Genomic DNA, 19,983 nt, shown 5'->3' on the forward strand with positions numbered 1-19,983 from the left:
GGTTTCCCCCGACGATTGTTTTATGGCATTCTACCCGATTAAAATTTGTTTACCCCGATGTTTTTTATGTCACAAAACCCTGTGCCTGCCATGCGTATTTTAATTACCGGCGCCTCCAGCGGCCTAGGAGCGGCCATGGCTGCTGCCTACGCCAGAGAATATGGCGGGAAGCTGGTGCTGGCTTTGTGCGGCAGAAACGAAGCCGCATTGCAAACGCTGGCAGACAGCTTAAAACAGCAATATCAAACCACCTGCGTCATTTATTGCGTGGATGTGCGTGTCGCCGAGCAAATGCAATCCATGGCTCAGGACTTTTTACACCGCTTTGGTACGCCGCACATCGTTATCGGCAATGCCGGTGTCAGCCGTGGCACCTTAACCGAATTTGCCGAAGACATCCCGGCATTTCAAGCCGTGTTTGAAACCAATGTCATGGGCCTGGTACACACCTTCCAACCTCTGATCGAGGCTATGAAAACCAGGGCGGCCAAAGGTGAGCCTGCGCAATTGGTTGGCATTGCCAGCGTCGCCGGTATCCGCGGCCTGCCAGGCTCGGGTGCTTATAGTGCCAGCAAGGCTGCGGCGATCACCTACCTCGAAAGCCTGCGCGTCGAAATGCAACTATACGGCATCGCTGTCACCACCATTGCCCCGGGTTATATCCGCACGCCAATGACTGATATCAATACTTACCCCATGCCGTTTTTAATGGATGCCGATGTGTTTGCGCGCAAAGCCGTGCGGGCGATTGCCGCACAACGCCGCTTTACTGTGATTCCGTGGCAAATGGGCATCGTCGCGCGTCTGATGCGATTATTACCTGCATGCGTGTGGGACTTCATCATGAAAAAAGCCCCGCACAAAGCGAGGCTTTAATCACGACACTGACCGGATCAGGTCAAATCTTTAATCGTTTCGGTTGAACCATTGGTTTTCACCGAAGCAATGCCATTATCACGCCCAGCTTCCGCAGAGTACATCTGGCTGGTGCCGATGACCTGGCTATTGCCTGCCAGCAAATTAAAATAAGGGCAACCATCTTTGGCCGTCAGTTTCTGATAACGCTCATCCAAAGGACTGTTTTTTTGCACAGACTCAATGCCGTTTTGTGCCGCCGCTTTGGTGGTGTACTGTTCACTTTTAAGAATCTGCTCACCATTACCCGCCTTCAATGCAAAACTGAATTGACCGTTCGCATCACTTTTTGTTAGTTCAAACCAACCTGCCATCGCTCGCTCCTCTGTCTATCATCAATAAAGAAATTCTTACAACGATTCCAGGTTCATCTTGCGTTTTCAGCTCATGTTTGTAAAGCGCCGTTCTTTTTAAACCGTTTTAAAAAGAACGGCTGTGGATGATTTACAACATCCCTTAACATTCGCCATAAAAAAGCCCATTCAATCGAATGGGCTTTTAAGTTAACGCGTAATAGGTTTGTAACGAATACGCTTGGGTTTAGCACCTTCTTCACCCAGCCGTTTTTTCTTGTCGGCTTCGTATTCCTGGTAGTTACCGTTAAAGAAGGTCCATTGTGAATCACCTTCTGCCGCCAGAATATGCGTCGCAATCCTATCCAGGAACCAGCGGTCATGCGAGGTGACCAATACGCAACCGGCAAATTCCAGCAAGGCGTCTTCCAGCGCACGCAGGGTTTCCACGTCGAGATCGTTTGACGGTTCATCCAGCAGCAAGACGTTGGCGCCGGAAATCAGGGTTTTCGCCAGATGCAACCGGCCACGTTCACCGCCAGACAGCTGGCCAACGATTTTCTGCTGGTCGCCGCCTTTAAAGTTAAAGCGGCCGATGTAGGCACGGCTAGGCATTTCAAATTTGCCGACACTCAACACATCCAGGCCACCAGAAATCGCCTCGAAGACGGTTTTATCGTTGTCCAAACCGTCACGGGTCTGATCGACTGCTGCCAACTTGACGGTAGGCCCGGTGATGATTTCACCACTATCTGGCTGCTCTTGTCCTTGCAGCATGCGGAACAGTGTCGATTTACCAGCACCGTTAGGGCCGATGACGCCAACAATCGCGCCTGGCGGCAAGCTGAATGATAAATTATCAATCAGCAGGCGATCACCAAAGCCTTTGGACACATTATTGAACTCAATGACCTGGTTACCCAAGCGGTCACCTGGCGGAATAAAGATTTCCTGGGTTTCGTTACGACGCTGGTATTCAACGCTGGACATTTCTTCGTAACGTGCCAGACGCGCTTTACTCTTGCTCTGGCGGGCCTTAGCCCCCTGACGCACCCATTCCAGTTCTTGCTTCATAGCCTTACGGTGGGCATCTTCCTGTTTCTGTTCCAGGGCTAAACGGTCTTCTTTTTGCTCCAGCCAGCTGGAATAATTGCCTTTCCACGGGATACCTTCGCCACGGTCCAGTTCCAGGATCCACTCAGCCGCATTATCGAGGAAGTAACGGTCATGGGTAACAGCCACCACGGTACCCGGGAAGCGCACCAGGAACTGTTCCAGCCACTCCACAGATTCCGCATCCAGGTGGTTAGTCGGTTCGTCCAGCAGGAGCATGTCCGGCTTGGACAGCAGCAATTTACACAAAGCCACACGGCGCTTTTCACCGCCAGACAACGGGCCTATCATGGCATCCCACGGCGGCAGGCGCAGCGCATCGGCAGCGATTTCCAGTTGTTGTTCAACATCGCTACCACTGGCAGCGAGGATATTTTCATATTTGGCCTGTTCTTCAGCCAATTTGTCAAAGTCAGCATCCGGTTCGGCATAAGCCGCGTAAATTTCTTCCAGCTTTTGCTTGGCTTCCATAATGGCGCCCAAACCCGCTTCGACTTCCTGACGCACAGTTTTGTCCGGATCTAGCTGAGGCTCTTGTGGCAAATAGCCAATGGACAAATTAGGCTGCCATTGCACTTCGCCTTCGTACTCTTTATCGGCACCCGCCATGATGCGCAGCACAGTGGATTTACCCGAACCGTTTAAACCCAGCAGGCCGATTTTGGCACCCGGGAAAAATGACAAAGAGATATTTTTAATGATTTGCCGTTTGGGCGGCACGATTTTGCTCACGCGGAGCATGGACATCACATATTGCGCCATGAGAAATTCCGGGACGGTGATTGAAAGTGCGTATTTTAATACGCGCGGTCAAAATTAGCTTGTAGATAAAAGTATTCGGCATGAAAAAAGGGCCTTTCGGCCCTTTTTAACTTAAACACTTATGCTGCGACGCGTTGTTCAATAAAGCTAGGATTGGTTTGCGCCTGCGTGCCGATCTGGATTTTTCGTGGCTTCAAGGCCTCAGGGATTTCACGCAGCAGGGCAATGGTTAACAGGCCGTTTTCAAGATTGGCACCAGTCACTTTGACATGGTCAGCCAGCTGGAACTTGTGTTCAAAATCACGCGTGGCGATCCCACGGTGCAAAAAGGTAGTTTCCTGTTGAGTTTTCGCTTTGCGGCCAGTCACACGCAACGCCTGGTGTTCGGTTTCAATCTCCAGCTCATCCTGCTGGAACCCGGCGACGGCCATCACAATTTTGTAGGCGTTTTCGTCGACCAGTTCGATGTTATAAGGTGGATAGCTGATTTCGTTTTCACTACGCTGGTTTTCGTTGAGCATTTTAGCCAGGCGGTCAAAACCAATGGCGGTTCTGTAGAAAGGGCTTAAGTCATAAGTACGCATAAAGTTGATCCTTGTAAAAATAAAGCGATTAACATGAATTTCAGACCTCAAACTGCAAGCATCTGTATTTTCAATATGGGAATACGCTTTATTTTTTCAAGGGCCAGCGAGCAGGTTAAATACCCAATGCCTCCGTCCAGGCCAAGGCATCCATATGGCACTGGTTCACTTTGTCAGGGTCTAGTTGCAGCATTGCCGCCAATTGTAAAATCTCCTCGCTGTTGGCATCTTCACACGCTTCTGTCAGCTTGAGGAAAGGGCCAAAAATACCTTCACGCTTGGTCAAAGCATCTACAATAGTCTCTGGCAACTGCAACTTTTCCAGCACCTTGTCCATGGGTACTTTCAGCATCACATCCAGCAAGGAAAACACACCCACCACAAACAGATTGTCGCGGTCACGTTTCTCAAAGAAAGGCTCGCCCAGCAGCTCGGTCAAACGGCCACGGGTAATGGATGTTTTCATCAGGGCAGGGGAGCTGCTGTTATTGCCAGCGGTGACCATCAATAACGTTAACCAGCGGTATAACTGATTGCGGCCCAAAATAGTCAGTGCATGGCCAATTGACTGTACCTCGCAGGACAAGCCAAAGCCCACAGAATTGATGTAGCGCAGCAGCTTGTAACTCAGGGTAGTATCGCGCTTGAAACCATTTTCTATGGTTTTGTTGTCCGCCTCCTGGCTGACCAGGTTCAACAAATGCAGCACGCCGTCAAAACTTGGGTTAATGACTTTGCTATTGAGGTTTTCCGGCTTGGCGTAAAAATAACCCTGGAAGTGCTGGTAACCTGCCTCAAGCAAGCTATCAAACTGGGCAGTCTGCTCGACTTTCTCAGCAATCAGTTTGCAACCTGTCGGTTGATATTTTTTGAGCCACTGTGTCGCTTGTGCAATATCCACATTTCGCATATCCAGCTTGATGTAATCTGCGTAGGGAATCAATGCCTCTAACTGCGGGTGGTGTTGCGGGTTATCCAGCGCAATCCTGAATTTGGCTTCTTTGAGTTCACGGCAACGTGCAATGATCTCGGGGGTCACATCTACTGTATGCACCACCTCTAAAACAGTTTTTTCAGCAGGCATCAGCTCCAAAAATACACTGCCGAGCATGACATGGTCGACATTGATAAAAGCCAGCTGTTGTCCTAACAACCAGTTGTCCTGCATCTCATCAATGGTCGTAGAGAGAATCTTGGCACAGGTTTGAATATCTTCTTCAAATGGCGCATGGCTGCCATTGCTATCGTTCCTGAAAAAGAACTCATAGCCGATAATCTCTTGTTGACTGTTAACAATCGGCTGGCGACCGATAATACTGTGTTGTGACGTGGACATGACTGCCTTTCTGATGAGCATCTACTATCAGTATAAGGGATACTAGCCGTTTTCTTATTTGAAAAAAGCCCCGAATGTCGGGGCTTTTTACCTTTATTACTTACTCAACAGTCACACTCTTGGCCAGGTTACGTGGTTTGTCCACATCAGTGCCTTTGAGTAAAGCTGCATGATAAGCCAGCAACTGTACCGGAATCGCATGCAAAATAGGCGAGAGCACACCGACATGGCGCGGCGTACGGATCACATGCACGCCTTCAGACTCTTTAAAATGGCTGTCGGCATCGGCAAACACAAACAGCTCGCCACCACGTGCTTTGACCTCCTGCATGTTGGATTTGACCTTCTCCAGCAGAGCATCATTAGGGGCAATCACCACTACCGGCATATTGCTATCCACCAGTGCCAGCGGGCCGTGTTTGAGCTCACCAGCCGGATAGGCTTCAGCGTGAATATAGGAAATTTCCTTGAGTTTAAGTGCACCTTCCATCGCAATCGGGAAGTGCACGCCGCGCCCCAGGAACAAAGCATGTTCTTTATCCCCAAAACGGTGTGCCCATTCGCGGATTTGCGGCTCCAGATTGAGGGCAATTTGCACACTCCCTGTGAGCTGGCGCAAGTCAGCAAGATATTGTTGCTCCTGGCCTGTGCTTAACAAGCCACGTGCCTTGGCCAGGGTCACTGCCAGGACAAATAGCGCGATCAGCTGCGTGGTGAAGGCTTTGGTACTGGCCACCCCGATTTCGGCACCGGCGCGCGTATAAAAAATGAGGGAAGATGCGCGCGGAATGGCGCTTTCCTGTACATTGCAAATAGCGAGGCTATGAGTATGGCCTAGCTTTTGCGCATGCTTGAGGGCTTCCATGGTATCCAGCGTTTCACCCGACTGTGAAATGGTCACAATCAACTGTTTTGGATTGGGCACAGATTCGCGGTAACGGTATTCACTGGCGATTTCTACCGAGGTTGGAATTTTGGCGATACTTTCCAGCCAGTATTTCGCTGTCAGGCCAGCGTAGTAACTGGTCCCTGCCGCTAAAATCAATACGCTGTCGATGTCAGCAAATACCGCAGCCGCTGTTTGGCCGAATAACTCACTTCTGAACGCGCCATCGTCAATCAGCGCCTCAATCGTATCGCTAATGGCCCGAGGCTGCTCGTGGATTTCTTTTTGCATGAAGTGGCTGTATGGGCCCAGTTCAAGGGAAGCCAGCGACACATCACTCATATGCACCTTGCGCTCGACGATGCTGCCCTGTCTATCCGTAATGACCACGGCATCGGTTTGCAGGGTGGCGACATCGCCATCTTCAAGGTAGATCACTTTGCGCGTGGCCGAAAGGACGGCAGACACATCTGAGGCGACAAAATTTTCACCTTCACCCAGGCCGATGAGCAAAGGGCATCCTAGGCGGGCAACGACCATTTGTTGTGGCTGATCCAGCGCAATTACGCTGATGGCATACGCGCCTGTCAGCTCGGCAATCGCCTGTTTCACCGCGGTGAACAAGTCATGGCTTTGTTGATAATAGTAATGCACCAAATGCGCGATGACTTCAGTATCGGTTTGTGAGTAAAACTGGTAACCGAGTGCTTTCAAGCGATCACGCTGTTCGTCGTGATTTTCGATAATGCCATTATGCACGACTGCAATCTGTGCGTTGTCTTGCGCAGGAGAAACATGCGGGTGCGCATTTTGTTCTGTGACGCCACCATGCGTGGCCCAGCGCGTGTGGCCGATACCAATCTGGCTATGCATGCTTTCTGCTTTTAACTGCAGCTCGGACACACGCCCGACAGCGCGAGCGCGTTCTATGGTTTGATTGAGCACGGCAATCCCGGCTGAATCATAGCCACGATATTCGAGCCTGCTTAAACCCTCGATCAGGAGAGGAACGATATTTCTATTGGAGACCGCACCGACAATGCCGCACATACGCTTATTTTTTCACCTTTTGTGGACGTTTCCATCCCTGAATTGACCGTTGTTCCCGTGCGCGGCACAGCGTTAAGCTATCTGCCGGCACATCTTTGGTAATGGTTGAGCCTGCTGCAATCGTTGCCCCATGGCCCACAGTCACTGGCGCAACTAATTGGGTATCGGAGCCGACAAACACATTATCCTCAATGATGGTTTTATGTTTGTTCGCCCCGTCATAATTACAAGTGATCACGCCGGCACCGATATTCACATTGGCACCAATGCTGGCATCGCCCACGTAAGTCAAATGATTGACCTTACTACCGACGCCCACGGTGGCATTTTTGATTTCAACAAAATTGCCGACATGTGTCTCTGCGGCTAACTGCGTACCAGGGCGCAAACGCGCAAACGGGCCAACTTTGCTGCCTGGGCCAACCTTAGCATCATCTATATGCGTAAATGCTGCCAAACGTGTGCCTTTGGCGATCACGGCATCCTTAATCACACAATGCGGGCCAATCTGTACATCATCTTCAAGCGTGACCTGACCCTCAAAGACACAGTTCACATCAATCAACACATCGCGACCGCATTGTAATGCGCCACGGATATCAATACGCTGCGCATCCAGCAAGGTCACGCCTTGTATCATCAGCGCTGTTGCCTGGCGCAGTTGGTACTCACGCTCGATTTGCTGCAAGTCCAGTTTGGAGTTAATGCCGGTGACCGACCAGGCGTCGGCGACCACATGCGGCAATACCGCACGGCCTTCATTGACGGAGAGGGCGATGATATCGGTTAAATAATATTCCTGTTGCGCATTCTGGTTGCTGATATTAGCCAACCAATGTTTCAACTGTACATTCGGCATCGCCATAATGCCGGTATTCACTTCCTGTATTGCGCGCTGGGCCTCACTGGCATCTTTATGCTCGACAATGGCGACGACTTCATGCCTGTCATTACGCACAATACGGCCATAACCGGTAGGGTCTGCCTTGATAAACGTCTGCACCACCAGGTGCTGATCAGCTTGCGTCAGCATGTCACGGCAAGCCGCCACATCGACCAGTGGCACATCCCCTAGCAGAATGAGTGTTTTACCATGATCAGGCAAGGTGGGCAGGGCTTGTTGTACAGCATGGCCGGTACCCAGTTGTTCTGCCTGCAATACCCATTGCAGGTCATCACCTGGCGTCTGTTGTTGTACTTGTTCGCCGCCAAAGCCATACACCACCGTGATGGTTTGCGGATTCAGCTGGCGGGCCGCATCAATCACATGATGCAAAATAGGCTTGCCCCCCACCGCATGCAGCACCTTAGGCAGGTCTGATCGCATGCGTGTGCCTTTACCCGCAGCGAGAATTACAATATTCAAATCAGTCATGCTGTTATTTTATCTCAGAAACAAAAAAGGCGGCTCGAAAGCCGCCTGTTTTATTGCCATACTCCACAGGAATCTAGTGCACAGATTTACGCAATTTCTGGATTGCCTGGATTTGTGCGATCGCTTCTGCCAATTCAGCCTGGGCAGCTGCGTAATCGATCTCTGAAGAACGGTTACGCAATGCTTCTTCTGCGGCTTCTTTCGCTGCGATGGCTTTTGCTTCATCAAGGTCTTGGCCACGAATTGCGGTGTCCGCCAGCACTGTCACCAGTCCTGGTTGTACTTCCAGCATGCCGCCGGAAATATAAATCACCGTCTCTTCTTGCTCGGCAGTTTGCTTGATACGCAATGCGCCTGGCTTGATGGTGGTAATCATCGGTGCGTGATGTGGATAAATACCCACTTCACCTGCGCCAGCTGGTGCAACCACAAACTCGGCTTCACCAGAGAAGATGGACTCTTCGGCACTCACAACATCGATATGCACTGTATTTGCCATAATGTTCTCTTTTCTATATCACTGAAGATTTTTGATGCAAGCAGGTTTAAGCCTGCCTGCACCGGCAACCATTAGTTCAGTGTTTTAGCCTTTTCAACGGCTTCTTCAATGCCACCCACCATGTAGAACGCTTGCTCTGGCAAGTGATCGTATTCACCAGCCACAATCGCTTTAAAGCCTTTGATGGTTTCTTTCAGTGGTACGTATTTGCCTGGCGCGCCAGTAAACACTTCAGCCACGTGGAAAGGTTGTGACAGGAAACGTTGGATTTTACGTGCACGGCCCACAGCCAGTTTGTCTTCTGGAGACAGTTCGTCCATACCCAGAATCGCGATAATGTCACGCAATTCTTTATAGCGTTGCAATGTTGCTTGTACGGAACGTGCAACAGAGTAATGCTCTTCACCAACCACCAGTGGATCCAGCTGACGTGAAGTAGAGTCCAGTGGGTCAACCGCTGGGTAGATACCCAGGGAAGCGATGTCACGTGACAACACAACTGTCGAGTCCAAGTGTTGGAAAGTCGTTGCTGGTGATGGGTCAGTCAAGTCATCCGCAGGCACGTAAACGGCTTGGATAGAAGTAATAGAACCGACTTTAGTAGAGGTAATACGCTCTTGCAAACGGCCCATTTCGTCAGCCAGGGTAGGTTGGTAACCTACGGCTGAAGGCATACGGCCCAGTAACGCAGATACTTCAGTACCAGCCAAGGTGTAACGGTAGATGTTGTCCACGAAGAACAACACGTCACGGCCTTCGTCACGGAATTTTTCAGCCATGGTCAAACCAGACAACGCTACGCGCAGACGGTTGCCTGGAGGCTCGTTCATCTGACCGAACACCATCGCTACTTTGGACTCTTTCATGTTGTCCAGCTTGATGACGCCTGCATCTGCCATTTCGTGATAGAAGTCGTTACCTTCACGGGTACGCTCACCTACACCAGCAAATACGGACAAACCGGAGTGCTGTTTAGCGATGTTGTTAATCAGTTCCAGCATGTTAACGGTCTTGCCTACACCCGCACCGCCGAACAGACCCACTTTACCGCCTTTAGCAAACGGGCAAACCAGGTCAATCACCTTGATGCCAGTTTCCAACAGGTCAACAGATGGTGACAGCTCTTCGAAAGCGGGAGCTTTCTGGTGGATAGAACGGAATTCTGTAGAGTCGATAGGACCCACTTCATCGATTGGGCGACCCAATACGTCCATGATACGGCCCAAAGTACCTTCACCCACTGGTACAGAGATCGCTGCACCCGTGTTTTTGAATGTGGTACCACGTGCCAAACCGTCAGAAGAGCCCATGGCAATGGTACGGACCACGCCGTCGCCCAATTGCTGTTGCACTTCCAGTGTCAAACCGGCTTCTGCATTGCTGTCTTTTGCATCAATAATCAATGCATCGAATACTTTAGGCATTTGATCGCGTGGAAATTCCACGTCAACCACAGCGCCAATACACTGCACTACTTTACCTGTTACTGCTTGATTTGCCTTTGCCATTTTCTTTTCCTAACTGTATGAGTCAGATCTAATTGAATTCTTTCACGATGCTTTTAAAGCACGCGCCTTAGGAGGAAACCGCTGCCGCACCGCCGACGATTTCTGAAATCTCTTTGGTAATCGCTGCCTGACGGGCTTTGTTGTATACCAGTTTCAGCTCGCCAATCACGCTCTTCGCGTTATCGGAAGCAGACTTCATCGCCACCATACGGGCAGATTGCTCGGACGCCATGTTTTCGGCCACTGCGTTGTAAATCAGTGACTCGATATAACGCGTCATCAACTCATCTACCACTGGTTTTGCTTCAGGCTCATAGATGTAATCCCAATGGCCATTCGGGCTGCCCAGTTGCTCACCGGTCAATGGCAACAATTGTTGCATGGTCGGCTCTTGCTTCATGGTGTTGATGAACTTGGTATAGCAGATGTAAAGCTGATCAATTTCACCAGCGATGTACGCATCCAGCATGACCTTGATGGTACCGATCAACTTTTCCAGATGCGGAGTATCGCCCAAGCCAGTGATATGGGATTTCACTTGCGCGCCGATACGGTTCATAAAGCCGTAGCCTTTGTTACCGATTGCGCTAACGCTGATGCCTTTGCCTTCAGCTTCCCAGGCTTTCATCTGGTTCAGTGACAAACGCAATACGTTGGTATTCAAACCACCGCACAGGCCTTTGTCTGAACTGACCACAATCAGGCCGACATTTTTCACCACGTCACGTTTAATCAAAAACGGATGACGATACTCGGATTGTGCAAAGGAGAGGTGAGCCGCCACGTTACGGATTTTATCCGCGTAGGGGCGGGAAGCACGCATTCTGTCTTGCGCTTTACGCATTTTAGAAGCGGCTACCATCTCCATCGCCTTGGTGATCTTGCGTGTATTTTCTACACTCTTGATCTTGGTTCTAATCTCTTTACTACCTGCCATATTAGGTTCCTAAGTCGAAGTGTCAGAGATTAATAAGCGTTGGTTGCTTTGAAATCTTGAATCGCAGCTTCCAATGCTTTCTCGTTATCACCGCTCAGATCTTTGCTGGACTCGATAGCATCAATGATGTTCTTGTACTTGGAGTTCAGGAAACCATGCAATGCATTTTCAAATGCCAATACCTTGTTGGTTGGCACGTCATCAAAGAAACCTTTGTTCGCTGCAAACAAGCTTACGCCCATATTTGCCACGTTCAATGGCGCATATTGTGCCTGTTTCATCAACTCGGTAAACATACGACCGCGGTCCAGTTGTTTACGGGTAGCTTCGTCCAAGTCGGAAGCAAACTGCGCAAACGCAGCCAGTTCACGATATTGCGCCAAAGCCAGACGTACACCACCGCCCAGTTTTTTGATGATTTTAGTTTGTGCAGCACCACCCACGCGAGACACAGAAATACCGGCGTTGATCGCAGGACGAACACCCGCGTTAAACAAGTCAGTTTCCAGGAAAATCTGACCATCGGTAATTGAAATCACGTTGGTTGGAACGAATGCAGACACGTCACCGGCTTGAGTTTCAATCACTGGCAATGCAGTCAATGAACCTGTTTTACCTTTAACTTCACCGTTAGTGAATTTTTCAACATACTCTTCGTTCACGCGAGCAGCACGCTCCAACAAACGTGAGTGGATGTAGAACACGTCACCTGGGTAAGCTTCGCGGCCTGGTGGACGGCGCAGCAACAGGGAAATCTGACGGTAAGCAACCGCTTGTTTGGACAAGTCATCGTAAACGATCAATGCATCTTGGCCACGGTCACGGAAGTATTCACCCATAGTACAACCGGCATAAGGTGCCAGGAATTGCAGGGCAGCAGAGTCAGAAGCAGAAGCCGCAACGATAATGGTGTAAGCCATCGCGCCGTGCTCTTCCAGCTTACGTACCACGTTGGCAATGGTTGAAGCCTTTTGGCCAACCGCAACGTAGATACAAGTCATGTTCTGACCTTTTTGGTTGATGATTGCATCAACGGCAACAGCTGTTTTACCAGTCTGACGGTCACCAATGATCAATTCACGTTGGCCACGGCCAACTGGTACCATGGAGTCGATAGACTTCAGGCCAGTTTGCACTGGTTGTGACACAGATTTACGTGCAATCACGCCTGGCGCAATTTTTTCAATTTTGTCAGTCAGTTTGGCGTTAACCGGACCTTTGCCATCAATAGGCTGACCCAGCGCGTTCACTACGCGACCAATCAGTTCCGGACCGACTGGCACTTCCAGAATACGGCCTGTACATTTACAGGTATCACCTTCTGTAATGTGCTCGTAATCACCCAATACCACGGCACCTACGGAGTCACGCTCCAGGTTCAATGCCAGACCGAAAGTGTTGCCTGGAAACTCAATCATCTCGCCGGACATCACGTTAGACAGGCCATGGATACGCACAATGCCGTCTGTTACGGAAATCACGGTACCCTGAGTACGGGCTTCCGCAGAAGTAGAGAAGTTTTCCAAACGGCTCTTAATGAGCTCGCTAATCTCTGATGTAGATAACTGCATTTAATTCTCCTATGCCTTATGCTGTGAGCGTATAGGCTAAATTTTGTAACTGACCTTGGACAGACGCGTCGATAACGGTGTCGCCAACAATAATTTTGATGCCGCCGATGATTTCCGGATCTACGGAAACGCTTGCTTCAATTTTCTTGCCGAACTTGGCTTCCAGACGTTTTACCAAATCTTTAGTTTGCGTTGCCGTGATTTTGGCAGCGGCAATGATTTGTGCGTCCAAGGTGCCTTCATCTTGCGCTTTCAAAGCCTCAAAAGCTTCAGCAATGGCAGGCAATAAGGATAAACGGCCATATTCAACCAAGGTCTTGATCAAATTTTGACCATGCTCGGTAAGATTGTCGCCGCAAACCTTGAGGAATGCGGCTTCAATATCAGCGGCATTCAGCTTAGGGTCATCAATCAGGGTTTTCATTTGGTCATTTGCTGCGACTGCCGCGGCCAATGCCAACATTTCAGACCATTTTGCCAATGCTTTTTTCTCTTTGCCCAGCTTGTAGGCAGCGACAGCATAAGGCCTTGCAATGGTTGAGAGTTCAGCCATGTTTTATCCCTTTTACCTTAAAGTTCCGCAGCGAGTTTAGCCAACATTTCGCTGTGTGCTTTAGCGTCAATCTCTTTACGCAGGATTTTTTCAGCACCGGCTACGGCCAATGTGGAAACCTGTGCGCGCAAACCTTCTTTGGCACGGTTCACTTCCTGATCGATTTCAGCTTTGGCACCGGCAATAATGCGATCACCTTCAGCTTTGGCATTACCCTTAGCTTCATCAATGATTTGAGCGGCGCGTTTTTCGGCTTGCCCAATGATCTCAGTTGCCTTTTGTTTGGCCTCGTTCAGCGTGGTTTCAGATTTTTTGGCAGCCACTTCCAGGGCACTTTTGCCTTCCTGGGCAGCAGCCAAACCATCTGCGATCTCCTTTTGGCGCGCTTCGATCGCTGTTAACAGCGGCGGCCAAACGAATTTCACCGTGAACCAGATCAACACTGCAAATGCGATAGCTTGCGCGATGAGTGTGAAATTAATATTCATTTTGGATCCATCATACTGATTGGTTGAAAGGTTTAAGTCACACTTAAACCCTACCGGGCGGTATTTACCGAGTAAAAATTACTTAGCAACAACGCTCAACAATGGGTTTGCAAATGCAAACATCATTGCCAGACCAACACCAATAATGAAAGAAGCGTCGATCAGACCCAACAGCAGGAATACTTTACCTTGCAGGGCTGGGATCATTTCTGGTTGGCGAGCAGCGCCTTCCAGGAAACTTGCACACATGATACCAATACCGATACAAGCGCCAGCGGCACCCAAACCAATGATCAAACCGATACCAACGCCTGTGTAGGCTTGAATCAATGCTAATGCTTCCATTTAATACCCTCTCTTATAAAGAATTAAAAACAACTACAAAGTTAAAAACTAGTGTGACTCATGCGCCATGGCCAGGTAGACCACAGTCAGCATCATGAAAATAAACGCTTGCAATGCCACAATCAGGATGTGGAAGATAGACCAGCCAGCTCCCAGAATGGCACCAAACACGGTTCCGCTCAGGCCTGTGGCAGCCCACATACCCAACAGCAAGAAGATGATTTCACCGGCGTACATGTTACCGAACAGACGCAACGAGTGAGAAAGTGGTTTTGAAACGTATTCAATCAGGTTGAACAGGAAGTTGGCAGGCCATACCAGCGGATTGCTGCCGAATGGTGCACAGAATAGTTCGTGGATCCAGCCACCCAGGCCTTTAGCCTTGATGGAGAAGAAAATCATCAGGAACCAGACAGCCAATGCTAAAGCAAAGGTAGTATTGATATCGGAAGTAGGAACGATACGCCATTTTGCGTGTTCGCCACCGAAGAATGACACAATAGAAGCGACCCAGTCGACCGGCAGGAAGTCCATGGAGTTCATGGCCAGCACCCAGATAAACACGGTCAGGGCAGTTGGGGCAATAAAGGAATGACGGTCACCGTGGAAAATGTTTTTAACTTGATCATCGACAAAACCAAACACCAACTCAACAAAAGCCTGACGTTTGGTAGGCACGCCAGCGGTTGCACCACGTGCTACCCACCAGATCAAGCCCATGACCAGCAAGCCCAGCACAACTGAAGTCAACAAGGTGTCGTAGTGCAACACCCAGAAGCCTTCAGAGGCAGTGTTGCCGTTAACGCCCTGAGCATTAAAGCTCAAATGGTGCGCGATATATTCAGAAGGGGTGAGTTCTACGTTTTGTGCGTGTTCAGTTGTCATATCTTCAAACTATTTTTAAATTAACGTGTCTACACATCCACTTGTGATTTTGCCAGTGCCGCGCCAGAAAAAAGCGCCGCTGCCGCCAAGCCAGCAATGAGTGCGAAAGGCACCAATGCCTGATACAGCTTGAAAACCACAAACAGGATAATCGCGATGATCAATATTTTTACTGCTTCTGCCTTGAGTAAATTTAGCAACACAGCAGTGGGGTCTGTTTTTAAACGACCCTTTTCTGCAATTCTCGCTGCAAACCATGCACCGATGACCACAGAAACACCGCCCATAAATGCAGATAATGCAGCCGTTAAACCACCAACCGCATAGGCAATCAACGTGACAGCCGCCGTTGCCATGAGCTGCCAGCGCAGCACATTGCTATAGAGCGACATGCCAGCCGCAGTGTTTTGTTGACCACTCATGGGATGAGACCGCTAAAATTCAAGGCAAAATACTACAAAGACGCGAGATTTTGAATTATTCACTCGCCGAAGTCAAGCACCAAACAGGACTTAACTGTCTGAATGTTTGGGAAAAATCTGCTTTCGAATGGCTTATGTGCGATTTAACTTACGATTTCAGGCGATTATCGGTCAGTTTCGCTATCCAATCGTCCAGTTGATCAAGATTAGAAAAGCTCAACTTTAACACCCCAGCACCACTAGCTTTACTACTAATCACCACATCGGCACCCAATTGTTCGCTGAGTTGATTTTGCAAGGAAGCGACATCGGGATGCACGGCTGGCTTGGCCTTTTTACCTGTAGCGGGCTCTGATTGAATCAAGCGCTCCACCTCACGCACAGACAAACCATCCTGCACCACTTTATTGGCCAGCAAAATTTGTTGTGCTGGCTCACTACCTACCAACGCCCTGGCATGACCCATATCAATCTGGTTATCCAGCAGCATGTCTTGCACCATAGGCGTCAGTGTGAGCAGGCGCAGCAAATTAGACACCGCCACGCGTGAACGGCCCACAGCTTCTGCTGCCTTTTCATGCGTCATATCAAACTCATCAATCAGGCGCTTGATCCCCATGGCTTCCTCTAGGGGATTAAGGTCTTCACGCTGGATGTTTTCGATCAAGGCCATCGCCAGGGCGGCTTCGTCAGCGATCTCACGCACCAATACCGGCACTTCATTGAGCCCGGCTTTTTGCGAAGCACGCCAGCGACGCTCACCGGCAATAATTTCAAATTTCTCGGCCGCAATTTCGCGCACCAGGATAGGCTGCATGATGCCTTGTGCCGCGATCGAGTCTGCCAGTGTTTGCAATGCGTCCTCGTTCATATAAGAACGCGGCTGATACTTACCCGGCTGCAACTGACCAACGGGGAGGGTACGCAAAGTATCCGACTGGGCGATCGTTTCCGTATCACCTGACAACAATGCGTCGAGTCCGCGTCCAAGTCCTTTGGGCTTCACCATACTGCTACTTCCTCTTCAATGAGTCTCTAAAAACGTCGCTGATCGACAATTAATTCTTCTGGATGATTTCCTGCGCCAGCTCCAAATAAGCCTGCGCACCTTTGGAGGAGCGATCATACAGCAATACCGGCATGCCATAACTTGGCGCCTCCGCCAGCCGCACATTTCTCGGTACGATGGTTTGATATACCTTTTTACCAAAATGGCTGACCAGTTGTGCCGATACTTGCTGCGCCAGCATATTGCGGTTATCGAACATGGTCCGCAACAAACCTTCTATCTCCAGCACCGGATTTAAGTGAGCACGCACTTTCTTGACAGTATTGACCAGGTCTGACAAACCCTCAAGTGCGTAGTACTCGCACTGCATCGGAATCATCACCGAATGGGCGGCAGTTAAAGCATTCACCGTCACCAAATTCAGCGACGGCGGGCAATCAAGCAATACATAATCATAGGCATCATCGCCCAGTTTAAGGATGGCATTCTTCAAGCGTGTTTCACGCGCCATTTCATTCACCAACTCAACCTCAGCCCCTGCCAGGTCACGATTAGACGGGGCGACATCAAACTTGGCAGCCTCAGCATGCACGATTACCTCTTGCATGGTTTTATTGCCGATGAGCACCTGGTAAATACTGTCCTTTAAATGCGTTTTGTCAACGCCACTGCCTGTACTGGCATTGCCTTGCGGATCCAAATCAACCAACAATACTTTTTTACCATGCTCTGCCAGGCTGGCAGCCAGATTGACGCAAGTGGTCGTTTTACCAACGCCACCTTTTTGGTTGGTGATTGCGATTATTTTCATTATGTATTCTCAAACACAATTAAATGCCGTTCTGCCTGCAGGTTTGGCACCTGCAAACGGATGACCTCTGTGGGCAACACCGCAGCCTGTTGCAGCTCATCGGTTGGCACCACCCCCTTCATCGCCAACCAACGACCATGCGGCGCAATCAAATGCGTCGTCAACTGCTTAAACAAAGCAATATCGGAAAAAGCACGCGAGACAATCTGCGTAAAAGGCGAGGGTGGTTGATAAGCCTCCACCCGACCATGCACCACCTGCGCATTCGACAAACCCAACTCAGCCTTTACCTGACGCATGAAAATCGCTTTTTTCTGCACTGTATCGATAGTAGTCACCTCTACATCCGGTCGTGTAATCGCCACTACCAGCCCAGGTAAACCACCACCACTACCCACATCCAGCAGATTTCCCGGCTGAATATAAGGCAACACACTCAAACTATCCAGCAAATGCAACACCAGCATTTCTTGAGGATCGCGCACGGCTGTCAGGTTGTAGACTTTATTCCATTTTTGCAGCAACGCCAGATAAGCGAGACACTGCAGCTGCTTTTCCGGCGTCACTATAGATTGTAAACCAAGCGCCTCCACTCCGGCGGCTAATTGCGGCAACAAATCATCCATCATGCGGCTGCAATATCGCCAGACTGGCTTTGCTTTTTATGTTTACGCTTGAGATAAACCAGCAACAGTGAAATCGTCGCCGGCGTAATGCCTTGTATGCGGCTAGCCTGACCTATCGTTTCCGGTTTTTGTGCTAATAATTTCTGGCGCGCCTCATTACTCAGGCCATGCACATCGTTGTAATCGATCGCATCCCCCAGTTTGATATTCTCACTATTTTTCTGGCGCGAGATTTCTTCATTCTGCCTATCAATATAACCTTGATACTTGGCTGCGATTTCTACTTGCTCCAATACATCCTCAGCCAACACTTCTGGAGCAGGCACCAAGTCCAACAGTGACTGATAGGCAATTTCCGGCCGACGCAATAATTCGAACAATGAATACTCATGCTCCAAAGGCTTACCAAAAACAGCGACCTGTGTTTCACGTGAAACAATTGTATGTTGTCCTGCGGGTTGGCCATTATCCGGCTGCAAGAATGTACGTTTCAACCTGGCTTGTTCACGCGCAACCGCTTCCTGTTTTTTACAGAACGCTTCCCAACGCACATCATCGACCAAGCCAAGCTCGCGGCCTTTTTCCGTCAGACGCATATCGGCATTATCTTCACGCAACTGTAAACGATATTCTGCGCGGCTGGTAAACATACGGTAAGGCTCATTCACCCCAGTCGTAATCAAGTCATCCACCAGCACCCCAAGGTAAGCTTGTTCGCGCGAAGGGCACCAGCCTTCTTTGTCCTGCGCAAATAGTGCGGCATTTGCCCCTGCGAGCAAACCCTGCGCAGCAGCCTCTTCATAACCCGTAGTACCATTAATTTGCCCGGCAAAAAACAAGCCACGCACAGTTTTTGTTTCAAGAGTCGACTTCAAGCCTCTAGGGTCATAATAGTCGTATTCAATAGCGTATCCGGGGCGCAGGATGTGCGCATGTTCCAAACCGCGAATAGAACGCACCAACGCCAGTTGAATATCAAATGGCAGGCTGGTAGAAATACCATTAGGATAAATTTCGTGTGTGGTTAGGCCCTCAGGCTCCAGAAATACCTGGTGCGACTCTTTATCTGCAAAGCGATGAATTTTGTCTTCTACCGATGGACAATAACGCGGCCCCACACCCTCAATCACTCCGGTGTACATAGGCGAGCGGTCCAGACCACTGCGGATAATGTCATGCGTTTGTTGATTGGTATGGGTAATCCAGCAAGGTAATTGCTGCGGGTGTTGTGCTGCATTGCCTAAAAAAGAAAATACCGGTACTGGCGTATCACCAGGCTGCTCAGTCATGACACTATAATCAATGGAACGACCATCAATACGTGGAGGGGTGCCGGTTTTCAAGCGCCCGGCCGGGAGGCCAATTTCACGCAGGCGTGCAGCGAGCGAGATGGCTGGCGGATCTCCGGCGCGACCAGCACTGTAATTTTGTAAGCCCACATGCACCAAGCCGCCCAAAAACGTACCTGCCGTCAAGACAACGGATTTTGCGTAAAAACGCAGGCCAATTTGCGTAACGACACCGGCAGCACGATCACCTTCCAGAATAATGTCATCCACCGCTTGCTGGAACAGCCACAGGTTAGGTTGGTTTTCCAGGCGGTGGCGAATAGCGGCCTTATACAGGATACGATCAGCCTGGGCGCGCGTCGCGCGAACCGCCGGACCTTTGCTGGAGTTCAAGATACGGAACTGTATGCCACCCTCGTCAGTGGCCGCCGCCATGGCGCCACCAAGGGCATCAACCTCTTTCACCAGGTGACCTTTACCTATGCCGCCAATAGAAGGGTTACAGGACATTTGTCCCAATGTTTCAATGTTGTGGCTTAACAACAGCGTTTTCTGCCCCATACGGGCGGCCGCCAGCGCAGCCTCGGTACCGGCATGGCCGCCACCCACCACAATGACATCGAATCGATCAGGAAAGTCCATCATAAAGAATCTTGAACTGTTTGATTTAAAAAGAATTGTGATTTTAGCGTAAACTAATCAAATGGTCATTTAATTCGCTGCTTT

At 49.8% G+C, this 19,983-nt stretch carries 20 protein-coding genes; 1 reads left to right on the top strand and 19 read right to left on the bottom strand.

Annotated elements, in window-relative coordinates; genetic code table 11:
* Nucleotides 1–57 precede the first annotated feature (57 nt).
* A complete protein-coding gene (locus INP79_RS00475; RefSeq protein WP_194752507.1) occupies nt 58–876 on the top strand; it encodes an SDR family oxidoreductase in 819 nt (272 codons plus the stop codon).
* Nucleotides 877–893: 17 nt separating this feature from the next.
* Here INP79_RS00475 and INP79_RS00480 read toward each other — a convergent pair whose 3' ends face one another.
* From INP79_RS00480 to mnmG, 19 genes are all read right to left on the bottom strand, one after another.
* Nucleotides 894–1,229, bottom strand: coding sequence for a YegP family protein (locus INP79_RS00480; RefSeq protein WP_194752508.1), 336 nt, complete (start codon nt 1,227–1,229; stop codon nt 894–896).
* A gap of 189 nt (nt 1,230–1,418) precedes the next feature.
* Complete coding sequence (ettA, locus tag INP79_RS00485) at nt 1,419–3,083, bottom strand: energy-dependent translational throttle protein EttA (RefSeq protein ID WP_194752509.1); 1,665 nt, start codon at nt 3,081–3,083, stop codon at nt 1,419–1,421.
* A 119-nt stretch (nt 3,084–3,202) separates the two neighbouring features.
* Nucleotides 3,203–3,667, bottom strand: a complete 465-nt coding sequence (locus tag INP79_RS00490) for an Hsp20 family protein (RefSeq protein WP_194752510.1) — start codon at nt 3,665–3,667, stop codon at nt 3,203–3,205.
* 115 nt (nt 3,668–3,782) lie between these two features.
* Complete coding sequence (locus tag INP79_RS00495) at nt 3,783–5,003, bottom strand: EAL and HDOD domain-containing protein (RefSeq protein WP_194752511.1); 1,221 nt, start codon at nt 5,001–5,003, stop codon at nt 3,783–3,785.
* 100 nt (nt 5,004–5,103) lie between these two features.
* Nucleotides 5,104–6,939 (bottom strand): glutamine--fructose-6-phosphate transaminase (isomerizing), encoded by a 1,836-nt coding sequence (glmS, locus tag INP79_RS00500; protein ID WP_194752512.1) that lies wholly within the window; start codon nt 6,937–6,939, stop codon nt 5,104–5,106.
* A 4-nt stretch (nt 6,940–6,943) separates the two neighbouring features.
* A complete protein-coding gene (gene glmU / locus INP79_RS00505; protein WP_194752513.1) occupies nt 6,944–8,314 on the bottom strand; it encodes a bifunctional UDP-N-acetylglucosamine diphosphorylase/glucosamine-1-phosphate N-acetyltransferase GlmU in 1,371 nt (456 codons plus the stop codon).
* 73 nt (nt 8,315–8,387) lie between these two features.
* On the bottom strand, nt 8,388–8,813 hold the full coding sequence (locus INP79_RS00510; protein ID WP_019880759.1) for a F0F1 ATP synthase subunit epsilon: 426 nt from the start codon (nt 8,811–8,813) through the stop codon (nt 8,388–8,390).
* A gap of 71 nt (nt 8,814–8,884) precedes the next feature.
* Nucleotides 8,885–10,321 carry a F0F1 ATP synthase subunit beta gene (gene atpD, locus INP79_RS00515; RefSeq protein ID WP_194752514.1) on the bottom strand — a complete coding sequence of 479 codons (1,437 nt, stop codon included), beginning with the start codon at nt 10,319–10,321 and terminating at the stop codon, nt 8,885–8,887.
* A 67-nt stretch (nt 10,322–10,388) separates the two neighbouring features.
* Nucleotides 10,389–11,258: a F0F1 ATP synthase subunit gamma gene (gene atpG / locus INP79_RS00520; protein WP_194752515.1), complete on the bottom strand. Its 870-nt coding sequence runs from the start codon at nt 11,256–11,258 to the stop codon at nt 10,389–10,391.
* 29 nt (nt 11,259–11,287) lie between these two features.
* Entirely contained in the window at nt 11,288–12,829 is a 1,542-nt protein-coding gene (atpA, locus tag INP79_RS00525) for a F0F1 ATP synthase subunit alpha (RefSeq protein WP_024930194.1), read from the bottom strand.
* A gap of 16 nt (nt 12,830–12,845) precedes the next feature.
* The gene (locus INP79_RS00530) at nt 12,846–13,382 is read right to left on the bottom strand and encodes a F0F1 ATP synthase subunit delta (RefSeq protein ID WP_194752516.1); all 537 of its coding nucleotides are present in this window, start codon (nt 13,380–13,382) and stop codon (nt 12,846–12,848) included.
* A 17-nt stretch (nt 13,383–13,399) separates the two neighbouring features.
* A complete protein-coding gene (locus INP79_RS00535; RefSeq protein ID WP_019880765.1) occupies nt 13,400–13,870 on the bottom strand; it encodes a F0F1 ATP synthase subunit B in 471 nt (156 codons plus the stop codon).
* Nucleotides 13,871–13,948: 78 nt separating this feature from the next.
* The gene (gene atpE, locus INP79_RS00540; protein ID WP_018987204.1) at nt 13,949–14,215 is read right to left on the bottom strand and encodes a F0F1 ATP synthase subunit C; all 267 of its coding nucleotides are present in this window, start codon (nt 14,213–14,215) and stop codon (nt 13,949–13,951) included.
* A gap of 48 nt (nt 14,216–14,263) precedes the next feature.
* On the bottom strand, nt 14,264–15,100 hold the full coding sequence (gene atpB, locus INP79_RS00545; protein WP_194752517.1) for a F0F1 ATP synthase subunit A: 837 nt from the start codon (nt 15,098–15,100) through the stop codon (nt 14,264–14,266).
* 29 nt (nt 15,101–15,129) lie between these two features.
* Entirely contained in the window at nt 15,130–15,522 is a 393-nt protein-coding gene (locus INP79_RS00550; RefSeq protein ID WP_194752518.1) for an ATP synthase subunit I, read from the bottom strand.
* Nucleotides 15,523–15,670: 148 nt separating this feature from the next.
* On the bottom strand, nt 15,671–16,531 hold the full coding sequence (locus INP79_RS00555) for a ParB/RepB/Spo0J family partition protein (protein ID WP_194752519.1): 861 nt from the start codon (nt 16,529–16,531) through the stop codon (nt 15,671–15,673).
* 49 nt (nt 16,532–16,580) lie between these two features.
* Nucleotides 16,581–17,342, bottom strand: coding sequence for a ParA family protein (locus INP79_RS00560; RefSeq protein WP_228519651.1), 762 nt, complete (start codon nt 17,340–17,342; stop codon nt 16,581–16,583).
* Nucleotides 17,342–17,971 carry a 16S rRNA (guanine(527)-N(7))-methyltransferase RsmG gene (rsmG, locus tag INP79_RS00565; protein WP_194752520.1) on the bottom strand — a complete coding sequence of 210 codons (630 nt, stop codon included), beginning with the start codon at nt 17,969–17,971 and terminating at the stop codon, nt 17,342–17,344. Before rsmG ends, INP79_RS00560 begins: the two co-directional genes overlap by 1 nt.
* Nucleotides 17,968–19,899, bottom strand: a complete 1,932-nt coding sequence (mnmG, locus tag INP79_RS00570) for a tRNA uridine-5-carboxymethylaminomethyl(34) synthesis enzyme MnmG (protein ID WP_194753784.1) — start codon at nt 19,897–19,899, stop codon at nt 17,968–17,970. Before mnmG ends, rsmG begins: the two co-directional genes overlap by 4 nt.
* Nucleotides 19,900–19,983: the final 84 nt, after the last annotated feature.

This window comes from Methylophilus sp. QUAN (assembly GCF_015354445.1).
Taxonomy (GTDB): Bacteria; Pseudomonadota; Gammaproteobacteria; order Burkholderiales; family Methylophilaceae; genus Methylophilus.

Bases quoted from the DNA above. Each gene is read 5' to 3' on its own strand.
- atpE (WP_018987204.1), bottom strand. From the start codon at position 14,215: ATGGAAGCATTAGCATTGATTCAAGCCTACACAGGCGTTGGTATCGGT.
- INP79_RS00490 (WP_194752510.1), bottom strand. From the start codon at position 3,667: ATGCGTACTTATGACTTAAGCCCTTTCTACAGAACCGCCATTGGTTTT.
- INP79_RS00550 (WP_194752518.1), bottom strand. From the start codon at position 15,522: ATGAGTGGTCAACAAAACACTGCGGCTGGCATGTCGCTCTATAGCAAT.
- INP79_RS00535 (WP_019880765.1), bottom strand. From the start codon at position 13,870: ATGAATATTAATTTCACACTCATCGCGCAAGCTATCGCATTTGCAGTG.
- INP79_RS00480 (WP_194752508.1), bottom strand. From the start codon at position 1,229: ATGGCAGGTTGGTTTGAACTAACAAAAAGTGATGCGAACGGTCAATTC.
- glmU (WP_194752513.1), bottom strand. From the start codon at position 8,314: ATGACTGATTTGAATATTGTAATTCTCGCTGCGGGTAAAGGCACACGC.
- INP79_RS00475 (WP_194752507.1), top strand. From the start codon at position 58: ATGTTTTTTATGTCACAAAACCCTGTGCCTGCCATGCGTATTTTAATT.
- glmS (WP_194752512.1), bottom strand. From the start codon at position 6,939: ATGTGCGGCATTGTCGGTGCGGTCTCCAATAGAAATATCGTTCCTCTC.
- atpG (WP_194752515.1), bottom strand. From the start codon at position 11,258: ATGGCAGGTAGTAAAGAGATTAGAACCAAGATCAAGAGTGTAGAAAAT.
- atpB (WP_194752517.1), bottom strand. From the start codon at position 15,100: ATGACAACTGAACACGCACAAAACGTAGAACTCACCCCTTCTGAATAT.
- rsmG (WP_194752520.1), bottom strand. From the start codon at position 17,971: ATGATGGATGATTTGTTGCCGCAATTAGCCGCCGGAGTGGAGGCGCTT.
- mnmG (WP_194753784.1), bottom strand. From the start codon at position 19,899: ATGGACTTTCCTGATCGATTCGATGTCATTGTGGTGGGTGGCGGCCAT.
- atpA (WP_024930194.1), bottom strand. From the start codon at position 12,829: ATGCAGTTATCTACATCAGAGATTAGCGAGCTCATTAAGAGCCGTTTG.
- INP79_RS00510 (WP_019880759.1), bottom strand. From the start codon at position 8,813: ATGGCAAATACAGTGCATATCGATGTTGTGAGTGCCGAAGAGTCCATC.
- ettA (WP_194752509.1), bottom strand. From the start codon at position 3,083: ATGGCGCAATATGTGATGTCCATGCTCCGCGTGAGCAAAATCGTGCCG.
- INP79_RS00560 (WP_228519651.1), bottom strand. From the start codon at position 17,342: ATGAAAATAATCGCAATCACCAACCAAAAAGGTGGCGTTGGTAAAACG.
- INP79_RS00495 (WP_194752511.1), bottom strand. From the start codon at position 5,003: ATGTCCACGTCACAACACAGTATTATCGGTCGCCAGCCGATTGTTAAC.
- INP79_RS00555 (WP_194752519.1), bottom strand. From the start codon at position 16,531: ATGGTGAAGCCCAAAGGACTTGGACGCGGACTCGACGCATTGTTGTCA.
- INP79_RS00530 (WP_194752516.1), bottom strand. From the start codon at position 13,382: ATGGCTGAACTCTCAACCATTGCAAGGCCTTATGCTGTCGCTGCCTAC.
- atpD (WP_194752514.1), bottom strand. From the start codon at position 10,321: ATGGCAAAGGCAAATCAAGCAGTAACAGGTAAAGTAGTGCAGTGTATT.